Source organism: Pseudomonas sp. S31 (genome assembly GCF_016648105.1).
Classification (GTDB): domain Bacteria; phylum Pseudomonadota; class Gammaproteobacteria; order Pseudomonadales; family Pseudomonadaceae; genus Aquipseudomonas.
The window spans coordinates 210,004-227,120 of the sequence record NZ_JACVVE010000002.1; the positions used below are offsets into that span (position 1 = coordinate 210,004).

Sequence of the window (17,117 nt, forward strand, 5' to 3'; positions counted from 1 at the left end):
CTCTCTACTCAATCCATGGGTGCGGGCTGTGGATAACGTGCCTTGCGCTCGAGGTCGTCGAGATCGATGTGGTTACGCATGTACTGGTGGCTGGCGTCGACGAATGGTTGGTGGTCCCAGCTTTTCAACGTACCGATGGCCAGGGCCTCGGCCACCAGGCGACGGCGGCGCTGGCTGGCCAGCACCTGCTGGCGCAGGCCGGGAATGTTCCAGCGTTGGCGCGCCTCGTCGACGAATGCCTGCAGCAGCGCCTGGTGGTCCGGGCTGCCGGTGAGGTTCTCCCGTTCGTGCGGGTCGTCGCTCAGGTCATAGAGTAGGCATGGGTCGTCTTCGCTGTACACGAACTTGTACGGCCCACGGCGGATCATCATCAGCGGGCCGATCGTACCTTCGGCCATGTACTCGCCGATCACCTCGTCGTGACCGCCCTGCCCCTGCAGGTGGCCAAGCAGTGAGCGGCCGTCGAGGTGCAGGTCTTTATCCACAGCTGCACCGGCCAGTTCCACCAGGGTCGGCAGCAGGTCGCAGGTCGATACCGAAGCGCTGACCCGGCGGGCGGCGAAGCGTTTGGGTGCATGCACCAGCAACGGCACGCGGGCCGACATCTCGAACCAGTGCATTTTGTACCAGAGGCCCCGATCGCCGAGCATGTCGCCGTGATCGCCAGAGAACACGATCAGGGTGTCGTCGGCCAGACCGCATTCTTCCAGGGTCTGCAGCAGCTGGCCGATGTTGTCGTCGATGTAGCTGCAGGCACCGAAGTAGGCGCGTCGCGCATCACGGATCTTATCCACAGGCAGCGGCTTGTCCCACAGGTCATAGACCTTGAGCAGGCGCTGCGAATGCGGGTCGAGCTCGGCCTGGCTGAACTCGGCGCGGGGCATGGGGATATCCACACCCTCGTAGCGATCCCAGTAGCGCCTGGGAATGGTGTACGGGTCGTGTGGGTGGGTCATCGACACGGTCAGGCAGAACGGTCGCCCGTCGTTGTCGCGTACATGGTCGTAGAGGTACTGGCGCGCCTTGAACACCACCTCTTCGTCGAAATCCAGCTGGTTGGTCCGTACACAGGGGCCGGCCTGCAGCACCGACGACATGTTGTGATACCAAGTCGGGCGCTCGTCCGGGGCGTCCCAGTTCACTGCCCAGCCGTAGTCGGCGGGGTAGATATCGCTGGTCAGGCGTTCCTCGTAGCCGTGCAGCTGGTCCGGCCCGCAGAAGTGCATCTTGCCCGACAGCGCGGTGCGATAGCCCAGGCGGCGCAGGTAGTGGGCGTAGGTTGGCACGTCGCCGGGGAAATCGGCGGCATTGTCGTAGGCACCGATGCGGCTGGGCAGTTGGCCACTGACCAGGGTGAAGCGCGACGGCGCGCACAGCGGGCTGTTGCAGTAGGCTGAGTCGAACACCACGGCCTGTTCGGCGAGGCGGCTGAGGTGGGGCATGTGGATCGGCGAAGGGCCGTAGATCGGCAACAGTGGGGCGGCCATCTGGTCTGCCATGATGAACAGGATATTCGGGCGCGTCATGTGGGCTTTCCATCGTCGGGGTTTATACATTTCGTTTGCTTTTCACGATGAGCCTGTGGATAACAGGGGTAAAGCCCATGGCGGGCAATGACTGGGATTAGCTGAACTTATGTTTGAACACCTTGCCGCGCTTTCGCTGGAGACCTTGCGGGTGTTCGAGTCCGCTGCCCGTTTGCGCGGATTCACCGCAGCGGCGCTGGAGTTGGGCACCACGCAACCCGCGGTCAGCCAGCAGATGAAGCGCCTGGAGGTGCAACTGGGCACGCGACTGTTCGATCGGATCTACCGTGGCATCGAACTGACGGAAGCCGGCCAGGTGCTTTTCGACCAGGTTCAGCAAGGCCTGCAGAGCATGAACGAGGGCGTCGCCCAGGTCAGTGGCCGGGGTCAGCGCGAGGTGTTGCAGGTGGCGACCGATTTCGCCTTCGCCGCCTTCTGGTTGATGCCTCGCTTGCAGCGCTTCCACGAGGCTTATCCACAGGTGGACGTGAGCCTGGTGACCAGTGAGCGCACCCAGGCGATGCTGCGCCCGGACATCGACGTGGCGGTGCTGTTTGGCGATGGGCGTTTTCACCAGGGTGAAAGCCGCTGGTTGTTCGACGAGGAGGTTTTCCCCGTCTGCAGCCCCCGGCTGATTCATGGCAAACCCTTGCCCGCCGAGGCTTTGCAACGATTACCGTTGCTCCACCTGCGGGGCCAGCAAGGGGTCAACTGGTTCGATTGGGCGGGGGTATTCCGCGGTTATGGCCTGGGCAGCCCACCGCCGCCAGGGCAGTTGCGCTTCGACAACTACACGTTGTTGATCCAGGCGGCGATCGCGGGCCAGGGCGTGGCGATTGGCTGGGGGCACCTGGTCGATGGGTTGGTCGAGCAAGGCCTGCTGTGCCGGCCGCTGGAGGGCAACCTGCGGTCGGCGCGGGGGTATTACGCGGTGCTGCCGCCGCGCAAGCGGCGTGGGGCGTTGATCGAGCGGTTCGTGGGGTGGCTGGAGCAAGAGCGCAGTCTGTGAGATTTTGGGGCCGCTCTACGGGCCTTTCGCGACACAAGGGTTGACCACATTCAGGAGCTATCGTGCAGAGGATCAAGGGGTATCACGCCCACGTGTACTACGACGCATCGACCATGGAGCAGGCGCGTGAGCTATGCGAAGAGGCCGCGCGACTGTTCCCCGTGACCATGGGGCGCATGCACCAGAAGCCGGTCGGGCCGCACCCGGACTGGAGTTGCCAGTTGGCCTTCGGACCGGAGGTGCTGGGGGTGGTGTTGCCTTGGCTGGCGTTGAATCGAAAGGGGTTGGTGGTGTTCATGCACCCCGACACCGGGGATGACCTGGCCGACCATCGCGACCATGCGATCTGGATGGGGGCGGTGCGGCCGTTGAAGCTGTCTCTGTTCGGGGGATAGTGGGGCCAAGGGGCGAGGCCGCACCTACAGGGAAAGCGTAACCCTGTGTAGGAGCGGCCTTGTGCAGCGATCGAGGGCGCAGCCCTCGCAATCAATTGCGCGCCGAGCGCACCCCTTCGGCCAATGCCGAGCACAGGCTCAGCACATCGTTCACGGCCTGGTCGGCATCCTTGGCCTGGGCGATCTTGTCGACCAGCGCAGAACCCACCACCACACCGTCGGCCAGGCGCGCGATCGCGGCGGCCTGCTCTGGTGTACGAATACCGAAACCAACGCTGATCGGCAGGTCGGTATGCCGGCGCAGGCGGGCAATCGCCTCGGTAACGTGCTCGGTGGTCGCTGATCCGGCACCGGTCACACCGGCCACCGACACGTAGTAGACGAACCCGGAGCTGCGCTCCAGCACCCGTGGCAGGCGCGCGTCGTCGGTGGTTGGAGTGGTCAGGCGGATGAAGTCGATACCCGCGGCCTGGGCCGGGGTGGCCAGCTCGGCGTCGTGCTCGGGTGGCAAGTCGACGATGATCAGGCCATCGACCCCGGCGTCCTTGGCCTGGGCCACGAACTTGTCCACGCCGAAGCGATGGATCGGGTTGTAGTAACCCATCAGCACGATTGGCGTGGTGTGGTTGTCGACACGGAATTCGCGAACCATCTGCAGGGTCTTGGCCAGGGTCTGGCCGGCTTCCAGAGCGCGCAGGGTAGCGAGCTGAATGGCCACGCCGTCGGCCATCGGGTCGGTGAACGGCATGCCCAGCTCGATCACGTCGGCACCGGCGGCCGGCAGGCCCTTGAGGATCTGCAGCGAGGCGTCGTAGCCCGGGTCGCCAGCGGTGACGAAGGTGACCAGCGCGGAGCGGCCTTCGGCCTTGAGCTCGGCGAAGCGTTGTTCAAGACGGCTCATGCCTGTTTCTCCTGGGCTGCCATGTGGTTCATCACGGTTTGCATGTCTTTGTCGCCACGGCCCGACAGGCACACGACCATCAGGTGGTCCTTGGGCAGGTTCGGCGCGCGCTTGATCGCCTCGGCCAGGGCGTGGGAGCTTTCCAGCGCCGGGATGATGCCCTCCAGGCGGCAGCTGGCGTGGAAGGCGTCGAGGGCCTCGTCGTCGGTGATGCTGACGTACTCGACGCGCTTCACTTCGTGCAGGTAGGCGTGCTCCGGGCCGATGCCTGGGTAGTCGAGCCCGGCGGAAATCGAGTGGGCGTCGGTGATCTGGCCGTCATCGTCCTGCAGCAGGTAGGTGCGATTGCCGTGCAGCACGCCCGGCACGCCGCCGTTGAGGCTGGCCGCATGCTTGTCGGTGTGTACACCGTGGCCACCGGCTTCGACGCCGATGATCTGCACGCTCGGCTCTTCGAGGAATTCGTGGAACAGGCCCATGGCATTGGAACCGCCACCGACGCAGGCGACCAGGCTGTCAGGCAGGCGGCCTTCCTTTTCCTGCAGCTGGGCGCGGGTTTCCTTGCCGATGATCGACTGGAAGTCGCGGACCATGGCCGGGTAAGGGTGCGGGCCGGCGACGGTGCCGATCAGGTAGAAGGTGTCGTCGACGTTGGTGACCCAGTCACGCAGGGCCTCGTTCATGGCGTCCTTGAGGGTGCCGGTGCCGGCGGTGACCGGGACGATCTCGGCGCCCAGCAGCTTCATGCGGAACACGTTGGCCTGCTGGCGCTCAATGTCCGTGGCGCCCATGTAGATCACGCAGGGCAGGCCGAAACGCGCGGCCACGGTGGCGGTGGCCACGCCATGCATGCCGGCGCCGGTTTCGGCGATCAGGCGCTTCTTGCCCATGCGCTTGGCCAGCAGTACCTGGCCGATGCAGTTGTTCACCTTGTGCGCGCCGGTGTGGTTGAGTTCTTCGCGCTTGAAGTAGATTTTCGCGCCGCCACAGTGCTCGGTCAGACGCTCGGCGAAGTACAGCGGGTTCGGGCGGCCGATGTAGTCACGCTGGAAGTACGCCAGGTCCTCGAGGAACTTGGGATCGGCCTTGGCCGCTTCGTATTCGCGTGCCAGGTCCAGCACGAGGGGCATGAGGGTTTCGGCCACGTAGCGGCCGCCGAACGAGCCGAACAGGCCGTTGGCATCCGGGCCGGGGCGGTATTGGGTCTGGGTCATGGGGCGCTCCAGGGGCGATATGAATGAGTGATGGGCTTTACTCTAACCACGGCAAGCCCGGCTGAAAACCGATAAGATTGCGTTAATCTGTCAGGAAATATCACAAGTCCATGGCTCATGACCTTCCACCGCTCAATGCCCTGCGCGCATTCGAGGCCACCGCCCGGCTGAACAGCGTCAGCCAGGCAGCCGAAGCGCTTCACGTGACCCACGGCGCGGTCAGCCGGCAGCTCAAGGTACTTGAGGAGCACCTCGGGGTGGCGTTGTTTGTCAAGGACGGGCGTGGCATCAAACTCACAGATGCCGGTATCCGCCTGCGCGACGCCAGCTTCGATGCCTTCGACCGGCTGCGCGGCATCTGCGCGGAACTCGGTCGCGATGTCAGCGAGGCGCCGTTCGTGCTGGGCTGCTCCGGGAGCCTGTTGGCGCGCTGGTTCATTCCTCGATTGGGGCGGCTGAAGGCCGACTTGCCGGAACTGCGCCTGCATCTTTCGGCTGGCGAGGGCGACCTCGACCCGCGCCGGCCGGGGCTGGATGCCTTGCTGGTGTATGCCGAACCGCCGTGGCCGACGGACATGCAGGTGCATGTGTTGGCCGAAGAGCGGATCGGCCCGGTGCTGAGCCCGCATTTCGCCGGCTTCGAGCGCCTGCGCCAGGCACCTGCGCAGGCCCTGTTGGGCGAGCCGTTGCTGCACACCACCTCGAGGCCGCAGGCATGGCCGACCTGGGCGCACGAGCAGGGCCTGAACCCTGGCGCACTGCACTATGGCCAGGCCTTCGAGCACTTGTACTACCTGTTGGAAGCGGCCGTGGCCGGCCTGGGAGTGGCCATCGCGCCGCAACCGTTGGTGGCCGATGACCTGCGCGCCGGGCGTTTGAACGCGCCTTGGGGGTTTTCGCCGACACGTGCGGCTTTGGCGCTATGGGTGCCCAAGCGCGCCGCTGACGGGCGCGCCGAGCAGCTGGCGCAGTGGCTGCGCCAGGAGCTGGACAGCCAGCGGGTCTAGTTGCGTTTGCACAGCAGCCAGGCGGCCAGCAGGCCGATGGCGCCGACTGCAACGCCGGCGGTGGTCAGCGGGTGCTCCTGAGCGTAGTCACGGGTGGCGATGCCGGTCTGGCGGGTGCGGGTCTTGACCTCTTCGTAAGCATCGCTGAGCAGGCTGCGCGAGTGACGCAGCGCGCTTTCGGCATTGCTGCGAATGGTCTTGAGCGATTTCTGCGACTCCTCGGAGGCGTCGTGCTTGAGATTCTCCAGTGCCTTGAGCAGGCTTTCGATCTCGGTTTCCATGCTTTCCAGGGACGCTTTGCGCAGCGAATTGCGTGGCATGTGAACTCTCCTTCGCGGTAGGGGTGGTAAGGATTGCGACTTCCCGCTGCGCTGAAAGTGCAATCGAACTTTCAGCGGCGCCGATGGCTCGCAGGTAAACCAGGCCAGCGCTGCTAGGCTCAAGTTTCACAGCCACTCAAGGAGAGCGACATGAGCGATCATCACACCTACAAGAAGGTCGAGTTGGTGGGGTCGTCGACCACCACCATCGAGGATGCGATCCAGAATGCCCTGGCCGAGGCGGCCAAGAGCATCAAGCTGCTGGAATGGTTCGAGGTGGTCGACACCCGCGGTCACATTCGTGATGGCAAGGTCGAGCACTACCAGGTCACGTTGAAGGTGGGCTTCCGCATCGCCAACAGCTGACCCCTCGCCGTAGGCCGAGGGCCCGGGCGCGATGATGGGTTTCGAGGGTGCCTTTGCCGGCACCCTTTTTCGGTTTCATCCATTCAAGGAAAGCGAGCGATGAAAAAAACGATGTGGGCGGTAGGGTTGATGATGCTGGCAGGTAGCGCGCTGGCCGCGGGCAAGCCGTGTGAGGAGCTCAAGGCGGAGATCGCGGCGAAGCTCGATGCCAAGGGGGTCAGCGGCTATACGCTGGAGATCGTCGACAAGGGCGACCCGGCCGGCAAGGTGGTGGGTAGCTGCGAGGCCGGCACCAAGGAAATCGTCTACCGGCGCGGCTGATGCGCTGGAGCCTTCGCGGGCAATACCGCTCCCTGTGGGTATTGCCCGCGAAGAAGATCACTCGCTCTTCAGCGCCTGCGCCATCAATTCATACGACCGGATCCGGTCGGCATGCTCATACAGATCACTGGTGAAGATCAGCTCATCCGCCCCGGTCTGCTCCAGCAACACCTCCACCTTGGCTCGTACCTTCTGCGGGCTGCCAATCATCGCCAGGCCCAGGAAACTGCCCACCGCGTCGCGTTCGTGGGGTAGCCACAGCCCGTCCATGCTCGGCACCGGTGGGCGCTGCATCAGGCTTTGCCCGCGAATCAGCGCGAGGATGCGCTGGTATACCGAGGTGGCCAGGTATTCGGCCTGCTCGTCGGTGTCGGCCACCACCATCGGCACACCCAGCATCACATACGGTTTGTCCAGTGTGGTGCTGGGCTTGAAGTGGTCGCGGTAGATGCGGATCGCCTCATGCATCAGGCGCGGTGCGAAATGCGAGGCGAAGGCGTAGGGCATGCCGCGCATGCCTGCCAGTTGGGCGCTGAACAGGCTGGAGCCGAGCAGCCACATGGGCACCTCGGTGTCGTGACCGGGCACGGCGATCACTTTTTGATCATCGGTGCGTGGTCCGAGGTAGCGGGATAATTCCTCGACATCGTCCGGGAAATCGTCGGCGCTGCCCGAGCGTTCGCGGCGCAAGGCGTAGGCGGTCATCTGGTCCGACCCCGGGGCACGGCCCAGGCCCAGGTCGATGCGGCCTGGATAGAGGCTGGCCAGGGTGCCGAACTGCTCGGCGATCACCAGCGGGGCATGGTTGGGCAGCATGACGCCGCCGGAGCCGACGCGGATGGTCGAAGTACCGCCCGCCAGATAGCCGATCAGCACCGAGGTGGCGGAACTGGCGATGCCGTCCATGTTGTGGTGCTCGGCGACCCAGAAACGGTTGTAACCAAAGCGTTCGACGTGCCGGGCCAGGTCCAGGGAGTTGTGCAACGCTTGCGCGGGGCCTGCATCGGCACGTACCGGCACCAGGTCGAGGGTGGAAATCTTCAGGTCACGCAGGTGGGTCATAGGAGCCTCCGCAAAAGGTCATAAGCCAGAGGCCACCTGGACGGTGTCCATAGGCCTTTTGAACTGTGTATGGGCAGATTGGCAGGAATCAATGCCCGTGAGTGGATTGGTCTGAACTTGCTGTAGGAGGTGTACCTCTGAAATTACAGGTATGTAATCCATGACCAGGAGGCATCATGAAAAAGACAGCATCGGCAATCTGGCAAGGCGGGCTGAAGGACGGCAAGGGCCGTATCTCCACCGAAAGCGGCGCGCTCAAAGAAAACCCCTACGGCTTCAATACCCGTTTCGAGGGCACACCAGGGACCAACCCAGAGGAGTTGATCGGTGCGGCGCATGCCGGGTGCTTCTCGATGGCACTCTCCATGATGCTGGGCGAAGCCGGCCTGACGGCAGAGCGCATCGATACCATCGCCGAAGTCACCCTGGACAAGCAGGCAGACGGGTTTGCCATCACCGCCGTGCACCTGACCCTCAAGGCCAAGGTGCCCGGTGCCAATGAGGCGCAGTTCCTCCAGATCGCCAACAAGGCCAAGGCGGGTTGCCCGGTTTCGAAGGTACTCAACGCCGATATCAGCCTGGACGCTTCGTTGGTGGGCTGACGGCGCAACAGTGGCAGATTGCTGTAGTCTAAACAGCGTCGGCAGCAAGGCTGCCCTTTGAGGAGCCGTTCCATGAAACGCGTCGTAGTCGCCGTGCTGGGTTCTCTGTTGACGTCGGCCGTCCTGGCCGCGCCCAAGCCGTGCGAGGAACTCAAGGCCGAGATCGAAGCGAAGATCCAGGCCCGAGGCGTGTCGTCCTATACCCTGGAAATCGTGCCCAACAGCGAGGTCAAGGACCCGAACATGGTCGTTGGCAGCTGCGAGGGCGGGACCAAGAAGATCATCTACCAGAAGAACGACCGCTAGGTCTCACTGGCGCCATCGCCGGCAAGCCGGCTCCTCCAGGGGCTGGCCTGCCGGCGATGGGCATTCAGGGAATGCAGAACACGTTGCTCGCCTCGTTCACCACCCTGGTCCGGCTCGCGTCGTACATCGCCACCTCGGGTTCCATGACCGGCGCCCGGGCCACCAGGCGGTAGCGTTCGCCCGCCTTGAAGTCATCGAAGCGCACCGTCAGGTAGCAGGTGCGTTCGCGTGGGTCGGTGGTGAAGCCGCCCGCATAGACTTCATAGTCGAAGCGCACGACCAGTTCGTGCTTGCCGGGGGTTACCTGGAAGTAGCGGCCATCGTTCAGACGCTGGCCATCGAGCCGGTCGGCCATGACCAGGCGCCCTGGGGTCATGGTGTAGAGGTCGACCCAGGCCTGCTTGGGGTCGGCGGGTGGCAAGGGGCTGGCGCAGGCCCCCAGGGCACTGAGGGCGATCAGCATCATGGGCTGGCGCATGGCAATACTCCCACTTGCGATTCACACGCTACAAGCATAGCGCCGTTCGGCGTTTCAGGTGCGTTGGCAACCGGCTGGCAGGCCCTGGCCGACGAGTTTCTGCTGGTGGTCGTACAGCTTGATCCAGGGCCGGAAGCCGATGCTGCCGGCTTGCAGTTGGTAGCGCTGGCCGGCGTTGAAGTCCTTGAAGGTCAGGTTGAGCTGGCAGTCGCGCCACAAGGGCTCGTTCACCGGGCCGATGTTGCTCGGGGTGACTGGGAACTGGTAGCGCACGGTCAGCTCGTGGCTGCCTGGCTGCACTTCGAAGTAGCGGTTGTCGGCCCATTCGCGCTCGTCGACCTGCACGGCATGCAGTGAGGTGTCGTCATGCGGGCTGAGGTCGATCCAGGCCTGGTTGGGGTCCGGGTCGGGCAGGGTCGAGCAGGCAGACAGCAGGATCAGCGAACTGGCGACGAACAGGGCACGCATGGCGGTACTCCCCCGGGCAAGATAGTCTTGGGCGCATTGGCCGTGAGCGAGCGGGACAGCCCCAAGATGGTTCGAATTTTTCTTTTGCAGCGCTCAGGCCCTGGGCCACTCGACCGTGTTTTCAGGCGTTTGGTTCCCGTGTTGGCCGGGCTTCTGCTGAACGGTTGCAGCAGCGTCGGTTACTACGGGCAGTTGGCCGAGGGGCAGTGGCAGCTGCTGCGCGCCCGCCAGCCTGTGGATAACGTCCTGGCCGACCCGGCCAGCAGCCCGCAATTGCGCGAGCGCCTGGCCCATGCCGAGCAGGCGCGGCGCTTTGCCAGTGACCACCTGAAACTGCCGGACAACCGCAGCTATCGGGTCTATGCCGACCTGGGCCGGCCCTATGTGGTGTGGAACGTGTTCGCCACGCCCGAGCTGTCCCTGCAGCCCGTGACCCACTGCTTCCCCATTGCCGGTTGCGTCGCCTACCGGGGCTACTACCGCCAGGGCGATGCACGGGGCGCGGCGGCGCTGATGCGCGAGGACGGCCTGGACGTCTACGTGGGTGGGGTGGAGGCCTATTCCACCCTGGGCTGGTTCGATGACCCGATCCTCTCGACCATGCTCGGCTGGGGCGATGAGCGCTTGGCTGCGTTGATCTTCCACGAACTGGCGCACCAGCGCTTCTACGTGCGCGACGACACGGCGTTCAATGAGTCGTTTGCCACCTTCGTCGAGCAGGAAGGAGCGCGGCAGTGGCGTGTGGCCCGGGGCCTCGCACCGCTTGGACTGGGCCAGACGGCTCAGCAGGAGCAGTTCACCCGGCTGGTGCTGGCCAGTCGCGAGCGCTTGCAGGCGATCTATGCAGGGCCCCTGGACGATGCGCACAAGCGAGTTGCCAAGCAGGCCGAGTTCGAGCGTTTGCGCGGGGAGTACCAGCGGGTGCGGGACAGCCAGTGGAACGGCGACAAGCGCTATGACGCCTGGGTCTATGCACCATTGAGCAATGCCAAGCTGTTGCCGTTCGGGCTGTATGACCAGTGGGTGCCGGCGTTTGCGGCGGTGTTCCGTGAGGTGGATGGGGATTGGGCACGGTTTTATGAGCGAGTCGAGCAGCTTGGGCGGTTGTCAGCTACCGACAGGAAGGCGGCTTTGCAGCGATTGATGTGAGCCTGCGGGATTTTGGGGCCGCAAAGCAGCCCCCAGGGCCCTCAAGCCTTGATGAAGGCCTGGTGCATCTCGGCCAGGGTCGGGTAGTGGAACGCTGGCGTCTCGGCCATCAGCTCTTCCCGGCTACCGAACCCATACCCCACCGCCACCGCCTGCAAGCCATTGCTGCGCGCGCCGATCAGGTCGTGCTTGCGGTCGCCGATCATCAGCGTCTGCGCAGGGTCAAGCCCTTCCTCGTCCAGCAGGTGGCGAATCAGCTCGACCTTGTTGGTACGCGTGCCATCCAGTTCGCTGCCGTAGATTACCTTGAAGTGCTGGTCGAAGGCGAAGTGCCGGGCAATTTCGCGGGCGAATTCCCACGGCTTGGAGGTGGCGATGTACAGGGTACGGCCCTGGTCATTGAGGGCCGCGAGCAGCTCCGGCACGCCGTCGAATACCTGGTTCTCGTACAGACCGGTCACTCGGAAACGCTCGCGGTAGTGGTTCACCGCCTCCCAGGCCTTGGTTTCGTCGAAACTGTAGAACTGCATGAAGGCCTGCAGCAGGGGTGGCCCGATGAAATGCTCGAGGCGCGTCAGGTCGGGTTCGTCGATGCCCAGCTTGGCCAGGGCGTACTGGATCGAGCGGGTGATGCCCAGGCGCGGGTCGGTCAGGGTGCCGTCGAGGTCGAAGAGGATGTTCTGCTGGTGCATGTAGAAAGGTCACTCCGGTTGGTCGAAGCCTTCGGCCAGGTGCTGGTCCTTGAGCTTCACGTAGTTGCCGGCACTATACGGGAAGAACGCACGCTCCTTGTCGGACAACGGACGCGCCTGCTTCACCGGGCTGCCCACGTACAGGTAGCCGCTCTCCAGGCGCTTGCCGGGTGGTACCAGGCTGCCGGCGCCGATGATCACCTCGTCCTCGACGATGGCGCCATCCATGATGGTGCTGCCCATGCCGACCAGGATGCGATTGCCCAGGGTGCAGCCGTGCAGCATCACCTTGTGGCCGATGGTGACCTCGTCGCCGATGATCAGCGGGAAGCCGTCGGGGTTGAACGGTCCGGCGTGGGTGATGTGCAGTACGCTGCCATCCTGCACGCTGGTGCGCGCGCCGATACGGATGCGGTGCATGTCGCCGCGGACCACCGTGAGCGGCCAAACCGAGCTGTCTTCGCCGATCTCCACGTCGCCCAGCACCACCGCTGAACGGTCGACGAAGGCACGAGGTCCAACTTTCGGAGTGTGTTGCTGGAAGCTTCGGATGGCCATGATAGCGTCTCTCATCTGTGCCGATAGGCAGGCTGCCTGCTGCGGTCGGCGTCGATTGTAATTAAGATGGTCGAGTGTTTCTTCTGCCAAGGTATCCAAACCGTGAGTGCGAACAACCCGCTTCTGCAGCCCTACGATCTGCCGCCGTTCTCGGCGATCCGTGCCGAACACGTGCTGCCAGCCATCGAAGAGATCCTGGCCGACAACCGCAAAGCCATTGCCCAGATTCTCGAAACCCAAGGTAAGCAGCCTTCCTGGGCCGGCCTGGTGCTGGCCATGGACGAACTCAACGACCGCCTGGGCGCCGCCTGGAGCCCGGTCAGCCACCTCAACGCAGTGTGCAACAGCAAGGAATTGCGCGAGGCCTACGAGGCCTGCCTGCCGGCGCTGAGTGCCTACTCTACCGAACTGGGGCAGAACCGTGCGTTGTTCGAGGCCTATCAGGCGCTGATCGACAGCCCGCAAGCCGCCGGTTTCGACGTGGCCCAGAAGACCATCCTCGAGCATGCCCTGCGTGACTTCCGCCTGTCGGGCATCGACCTGCCGGCCGACCAGCAGCAGCGCTATGCCGAAGTGCAGAGCAAGCTCAGCGAGCTGGGCAGCCGCTTCTCCAACCAGTTGCTCGACGCCACCCAGGCCTGGACCAAGCACGTCACCGACGAAGCCGCCCTGGCCGGCCTGACCGATTCGGCCAAGGCGCAGATGGCCGCCGCGGCCCAGGCCAAGGGCCTCGACGGCTGGCTGATCACCCTGGAATTCCCCAGCTACTACGCGGTGATGACCTACGCCAGTGACCGCGCCCTGCGCGAAGAGCTGTACGCCGCCTACTGCACCCGCGCCTCGGATCAGGGCCCGAATGCCGGGCAGTTCGACAATGGCCCGGTGATGCGCGAGATCCTCGACCTGCGTCAGGAGCTGGCCGCGCTGCTGGGTTACAAGAATTACGCCGAGCTGAGCCTGGCGACCAAGATGGCCGAGTCCAGCGACCAGGTGCTGAGCTTCCTGCGTGACCTGGCCAAGCGCTCCAAGCCGTTCGCCGCCCAGGACCTGGAGCAGCTCAAGGCCTATGCCGCCGAACAGGGTTGCGCGGAGCTTGCCAGTTGGGACGCCGGCTACTTCGGCGAGAAGCTGCGCGAGCAGCGCTACAGCGTCTCGCAGGAAACCCTGCGCGCCTACTTCCCGATCGACAAGGTGCTCGGTGGCCTGTTCGCCATCGTCCAGCGCCTGTACGGCATCGAGATCGCCGAGCTCAAGGGCTTCGATGCCTGGCACCCGGACGTGCGCCTGTTCGAGATCAAGGAAAACGGCCAGCATGTCGGCCGCTTCTTCTTCGACCTGTATGCCCGCGCCAACAAGCGTGGCGGTGCCTGGATGGACGGCGCCCGCGACCGCCGGCGCACCGCCGAGGGCGCGTTGCAGAGCCCGGTGGCCAACCTGGTGTGCAACTTCACCCCGGCAGCGCCCGGCAAGCCGGCGCTGCTGACCCACGATGAAGTGACCACGCTGTTCCACGAGTTCGGCCATGGCTTGCATCACCTGCTGACCCGCATCGAGCATGCCGGCGTGTCCGGCATCAACGGCGTGGCCTGGGACGCGGTCGAGCTGCCGAGCCAGTTCATGGAAAACTGGTGCTGGGAGCCCGAGGGCCTGGCGTTGATCTCCGGTCATTACGAAACCGGCGCCGCCCTGCCCCAGGACCTGCTGGACAAGATGCTGGCGGCGAAGAACTTCCAGTCGGGCATGATGATGGTGCGTCAGCTGGAGTTCTCGCTGTTCGACTTCGAGCTGCATGCCAGCCATGGCGACGGCCGCAGCGTGCTGCAGGTGCTCGAAGGCGTGCGCGACGAGGTCTCGGTGATGCGCCCGCCGGCCTACAACCGCTTCCCCAACAGCTTCGCGCACATCTTCGCCGGCGGTTACGCGGCCGGTTACTACAGCTACAAGTGGGCCGAAGTACTGTCGGCCGATGCCTTCTCGCGCTTCGAGGAAGAGGGCGTGCTCAACGCCGAGACCGGCCGCGCCTTCCGCGAGGCTATCCTGGCCCGTGGTGGTTCGCGTGAGCCGATGGTGCTGTTCGTCGACTTCCGTGGCCGTGAACCTTCCATTGATGCATTGCTGCGCCACTGTGGCCTGAGCGAGGACGCGGCAGCATGAGCGAGGTCGTCGTGAACAAGACCAAGAAGCGCTTCATCGCCGGGGCGGTATGCCCGGCGTGCAGCGAGCCGGACAAGCTGATGATGTGGAACGAGGACGGCGTGCCGCACCGCGAATGCGTGGCCTGCGGCTTCACCGATACGCTCAACGAACAAGGCCTGTCGGTGCCCAAGGAGCTCGGTACGCGGGTCAACCACCAGGCGCCCAAGGCCGCCCCGGCCCAGGTGCAGACGGTGCAGTTCTTCCCCAATCCCAAGCTGAAGAAACCCGCCGAGTGACCTGGCGGGCCTTGGCTCCGCCTGACGGTAGTGGCAATGGTCGGGCCCTTGCGATACTGTACGTAAATACAGTGTCTCAAGGGCTCGCGCCATGCTCCCGACTTCCATCCGCGGTCGCGGTACCGCCAGCAATCCGCACAACCGCTTCGCGCCCAGCCGCTCGCTGGTCGAGGACGATGGCTGGTACCAGGAGGTGCCACCCACCCAGGGCACCGAGGTGCGGGTCGAGATCGCCAAGACCATCATCGCCCGCAACACCTCGCCCGACCTGCCCTTCGACCGTTCGATCAACCCCTACCGAGGCTGTGAGCATGGCTGTATCTACTGCTATGCGCGGCCTAGCCACGCCTATTGGGACCTGTCGCCGGGCCTGGATTTCGAAACCAAGCTGATCGCCAAGACCAACGCCGCCGAGGTGCTCGAACAACAGCTGAGCAAGCCAGGGTACGTCTGCGCGCCGATCAACCTGGGCGCCAACACCGACCCTTACCAGCCGATCGAGCGCGAGCAGCGAATCACCCGGCGTTTGCTCGAAGTCCTGTTGCGCTATCGCCACCCGGTTACCATCGTCACCAAGGGGTCGCTGGTGCTGCGCGACCTCGACCTGCTGGCGGAAATGGCCAGCCAGCGTCTGGCGCGGGTGATGATTAGCCTGACCACCCTGGACGACGAACTCAAGCGGGTGCTGGAGCCGCGCGCGGCGTCGCCCAAGGCGCGCTTGCGGGCCATCCGAGTGCTGCGCGAGGCCGGCGTTCCAGTGGGCGTGTTGTGCTCACCGATGATTCCGATGATCAACGACAGCGAGCTGGAGCATCTGCTTCAGGCAGCCAAGGAAGCGGGTGCGCAGAGCGCGGCCTACATGATGTTGCGCCTGCCGCTGGAAGTGGCGCCGTTGTTCGAGCAATGGCTGCAGGACCATTACCCACAGCGGGCGACGCATGTGCTGAGCCTGATCCGCCAGAGCCGCGGTGGTGAACTGTACGACAGCCGCTTCGGTTCGCGGATGCGTGGCGAAGGCGTGTTCGCCGAGCTGCTGGCGCAGCGCTTTGCCCGGGCCATGAAGCGGTTGCAGTTTGCCGGGCGCGAGGCGCAGACGCTGGATTGCTCGGCGTTCTGCCCGCCGGGCGGGCAGCTGGCGTTGTTCTGACGTGCACAAGATGGTTTGTGTAGGAGCGGGTTTATCGGGGCGCCGAACCGCCGCGAAGCAAGCCCCGTGGATGTCCCTAGTGAGGCTAATTCCTACAAATAACTTCACTAATACCCCTAGCCATTTGATGCTTTTTTGCTATTATCCAAATCCCGCCTCTGCCATCTGGAACAGCCGTTCTAGAGCCCTCGAATTAAGTTTCAGTTAAGTTTTCCCCGCTAGCGTAGGCATCCAGTCGACGAAGACTGTGATCAATGGCCCGTGCGTGTCATCTAACTCCCTGCATAGCCAGAATCTTTCCCCGGTAAAATGGATTTACCTACACACCGTCAAGAGGATGAATCATGCCCGTCAAGGACCCATCCAAGGTCGTTCCGCAGGCTCCTGCCGAAAGCGCCGATGCTGCGCTCAAACACATCGTCGACGGCTTCCTGCGTTTTCACCATGACGTCTTCCCCGATCAGCAGGAGCTGTTCAAGAAGCTCGCCACGGCACAAACGCCGCGTGCCATGTTCATCACTTGCGCCGACTCGCGTATCGTCCCCGAGCTGATCACCCAGAGCTCGCCCGGCGACCTGTTCGTGACCCGCAACGTCGGTAACGTGGTGCCACCGTATGGCCAGATGAACGGCGGTGTCTCCAGCGCCATCGAGTACGCGGTACTCGCGCTGAAAGTGCACCACATCATCATCTGCGGCCACTCCGACTGTGGCGCGATGCGTGCGGTGCTGAACCCGCACTCGCTGGACAAGATGCCGACCGTCGGTGCCTGGCTGCGCCACGCCGAAGTCGCCCGCACCGTGGTCGAGAACAACTGCTCCTGCGGCAGCGAGCACGAGACCATGCAGGTGCTGACCAAGGAAAACGTCATCGCCCAGCTGCATCACCTGCGCACCCACCCTTCGGTCGCCTCGCGCCTGGCGGCCGGCCAGCTGTACATCCACGGCTGGGTCTACGACATCGAGACCAGCAAGATCGAAGCCTACGACGCCGCCAGCGACAGCTTCCTGCCCCTGGCCGCTGGCGAGCCGGTCCCCTGCGCCACTCCGAGAGGCCGCTACTAAGCGACCCATCCACCGCTAGAACCTTGATAGCCGGCTGCACCCGCTGAGGGTGTGGCGCGGCCTTCGGCTGCCTTGAATTCCCTGACTGCCCTGCCGGCAT

Annotated in this window: 21 protein-coding genes; 12 read left to right on the forward strand and 9 right to left on the reverse strand. The window is 64.3% G+C overall.

Features of this window, described 5'->3' with window-relative positions; genetic code table 11:
• Window positions 1–8: 8 nt before the first annotated feature.
• Window positions 9–1,526 carry a choline-sulfatase gene (betC, locus tag IAE37_RS03345; RefSeq protein ID WP_201169154.1) on the reverse strand — a complete coding sequence of 506 codons (1,518 nt, stop codon included), beginning with the start codon at window positions 1,524–1,526 and terminating at the stop codon, window positions 9–11.
• 109 nt (window positions 1,527–1,635) lie between these two features.
• Between betC and IAE37_RS03350 the strand changes: the two genes are divergently transcribed.
• The gene (locus IAE37_RS03350; protein ID WP_201169157.1) at window positions 1,636–2,535 is read left to right on the forward strand and encodes a choline sulfate utilization transcriptional regulator; all 900 of its coding nucleotides are present in this window, start codon (window positions 1,636–1,638) and stop codon (window positions 2,533–2,535) included.
• A gap of 62 nt (window positions 2,536–2,597) precedes the next feature.
• On the forward strand, window positions 2,598–2,930 hold the full coding sequence (locus IAE37_RS03355; RefSeq protein ID WP_201169161.1) for a DOPA 4,5-dioxygenase family protein: 333 nt from the start codon (window positions 2,598–2,600) through the stop codon (window positions 2,928–2,930).
• Window positions 2,931–3,021: 91 nt separating this feature from the next.
• On the opposite strand, the gene trpA is transcribed toward IAE37_RS03355, so the two are convergent.
• Window positions 3,022–3,831 (reverse strand): tryptophan synthase subunit alpha, encoded by an 810-nt coding sequence (trpA, locus tag IAE37_RS03360; protein WP_201169164.1) that lies wholly within the window; start codon window positions 3,829–3,831, stop codon window positions 3,022–3,024.
• Window positions 3,828–5,045, reverse strand: coding sequence for a tryptophan synthase subunit beta (gene trpB, locus IAE37_RS03365; protein ID WP_201169167.1), 1,218 nt, complete (start codon window positions 5,043–5,045; stop codon window positions 3,828–3,830). Before trpB ends, trpA begins: the two co-directional genes overlap by 4 nt.
• 110 nt (window positions 5,046–5,155) lie before the next feature.
• Between trpB and IAE37_RS03370 the strand changes: the two genes are divergently transcribed.
• Window positions 5,156–6,052, forward strand: a complete 897-nt coding sequence (locus IAE37_RS03370) for a LysR family transcriptional regulator (protein ID WP_201169169.1) — start codon at window positions 5,156–5,158, stop codon at window positions 6,050–6,052.
• On the opposite strand, the gene IAE37_RS03375 is transcribed toward IAE37_RS03370, so the two are convergent.
• Complete coding sequence (locus IAE37_RS03375) at window positions 6,049–6,372, reverse strand: DUF883 family protein (RefSeq protein WP_201169171.1); 324 nt, start codon at window positions 6,370–6,372, stop codon at window positions 6,049–6,051. The genes IAE37_RS03370 and IAE37_RS03375 overlap by 4 nt on opposite strands.
• Window positions 6,373–6,522: 150 nt before the next feature.
• Between IAE37_RS03375 and IAE37_RS03380 the strand changes: the two genes are divergently transcribed.
• Window positions 6,523–6,738, forward strand: coding sequence for a dodecin (locus IAE37_RS03380; RefSeq protein WP_201169173.1), 216 nt, complete (start codon window positions 6,523–6,525; stop codon window positions 6,736–6,738).
• Window positions 6,739–6,837: 99 nt separating this feature from the next.
• The gene (locus IAE37_RS03385) at window positions 6,838–7,059 is read left to right on the forward strand and encodes a DUF1161 domain-containing protein (RefSeq protein ID WP_201169175.1); all 222 of its coding nucleotides are present in this window, start codon (window positions 6,838–6,840) and stop codon (window positions 7,057–7,059) included.
• A 57-nt stretch (window positions 7,060–7,116) separates the two neighbouring features.
• On the opposite strand, the gene IAE37_RS03390 is transcribed toward IAE37_RS03385, so the two are convergent.
• Window positions 7,117–8,121: an LLM class flavin-dependent oxidoreductase gene (locus IAE37_RS03390; RefSeq protein WP_201169177.1), complete on the reverse strand. Its 1,005-nt coding sequence runs from the start codon at window positions 8,119–8,121 to the stop codon at window positions 7,117–7,119.
• A 176-nt stretch (window positions 8,122–8,297) separates the two neighbouring features.
• Here IAE37_RS03390 and IAE37_RS03395 point away from each other — a divergent pair, with 176 nt between their 5' ends.
• Both IAE37_RS03395 and IAE37_RS03400 read left to right on the forward strand, forming a co-directional pair.
• Window positions 8,298–8,723 carry an OsmC family protein gene (locus IAE37_RS03395; protein WP_201169179.1) on the forward strand — a complete coding sequence of 142 codons (426 nt, stop codon included), beginning with the start codon at window positions 8,298–8,300 and terminating at the stop codon, window positions 8,721–8,723.
• Window positions 8,724–8,795: 72 nt separating this feature from the next.
• Complete coding sequence (locus IAE37_RS03400; protein WP_201169182.1) at window positions 8,796–9,029, forward strand: DUF1161 domain-containing protein; 234 nt, start codon at window positions 8,796–8,798, stop codon at window positions 9,027–9,029.
• Window positions 9,030–9,093: 64 nt separating this feature from the next.
• Here the strand turns inward: IAE37_RS03400 and IAE37_RS03405 are convergent, their stop codons facing one another.
• Both IAE37_RS03405 and IAE37_RS03410 read right to left on the reverse strand, forming a co-directional pair.
• Window positions 9,094–9,507 (reverse strand): PA0061/PA0062 family lipoprotein, encoded by a 414-nt coding sequence (locus tag IAE37_RS03405; protein WP_201169185.1) that lies wholly within the window; start codon window positions 9,505–9,507, stop codon window positions 9,094–9,096.
• Between the two features lie 54 nt (window positions 9,508–9,561).
• A complete protein-coding gene (locus IAE37_RS03410; RefSeq protein ID WP_201169188.1) occupies window positions 9,562–9,975 on the reverse strand; it encodes a PA0061/PA0062 family lipoprotein in 414 nt (137 codons plus the stop codon).
• 84 nt (window positions 9,976–10,059) lie between these two features.
• On the opposite strand from IAE37_RS03410, the gene IAE37_RS03415 reads away from it, so the two are divergent.
• The gene (locus tag IAE37_RS03415; protein WP_201169408.1) at window positions 10,060–11,124 is read left to right on the forward strand and encodes an aminopeptidase; all 1,065 of its coding nucleotides are present in this window, start codon (window positions 10,060–10,062) and stop codon (window positions 11,122–11,124) included.
• 41 nt (window positions 11,125–11,165) lie between these two features.
• Here IAE37_RS03415 and IAE37_RS03420 read toward each other — a convergent pair whose 3' ends face one another.
• A complete protein-coding gene (locus IAE37_RS03420; RefSeq protein WP_201169191.1) occupies window positions 11,166–11,816 on the reverse strand; it encodes an HAD family hydrolase in 651 nt (216 codons plus the stop codon).
• A 9-nt stretch (window positions 11,817–11,825) separates the two neighbouring features.
• Entirely contained in the window at window positions 11,826–12,374 is a 549-nt protein-coding gene (locus IAE37_RS03425) for a gamma carbonic anhydrase family protein (RefSeq protein ID WP_201169194.1), read from the reverse strand.
• 66 nt (window positions 12,375–12,440) lie between these two features.
• Here IAE37_RS03425 and prlC point away from each other — a divergent pair, with 66 nt between their 5' ends.
• The 4 genes from prlC to IAE37_RS03445 all read left to right on the forward strand — a co-directional run bounded on the left by prlC (window position 12,441) and on the right by IAE37_RS03445 (window position 17,017).
• Complete coding sequence (gene prlC / locus IAE37_RS03430) at window positions 12,441–14,528, forward strand: oligopeptidase A (protein ID WP_201169197.1); 2,088 nt, start codon at window positions 12,441–12,443, stop codon at window positions 14,526–14,528.
• Complete coding sequence (locus tag IAE37_RS03435) at window positions 14,525–14,806, forward strand: YheV family putative zinc ribbon protein (protein WP_201169200.1); 282 nt, start codon at window positions 14,525–14,527, stop codon at window positions 14,804–14,806. Before prlC ends, IAE37_RS03435 begins: the two co-directional genes overlap by 4 nt.
• A gap of 91 nt (window positions 14,807–14,897) precedes the next feature.
• Window positions 14,898–15,953 carry a PA0069 family radical SAM protein gene (locus tag IAE37_RS03440; protein ID WP_201169202.1) on the forward strand — a complete coding sequence of 352 codons (1,056 nt, stop codon included), beginning with the start codon at window positions 14,898–14,900 and terminating at the stop codon, window positions 15,951–15,953.
• Window positions 15,954–16,297: 344 nt separating this feature from the next.
• Window positions 16,298–17,017, forward strand: coding sequence for a carbonic anhydrase (locus tag IAE37_RS03445; protein WP_201169203.1), 720 nt, complete (start codon window positions 16,298–16,300; stop codon window positions 17,015–17,017).
• Window positions 17,018–17,117: the final 100 nt, after the last annotated feature.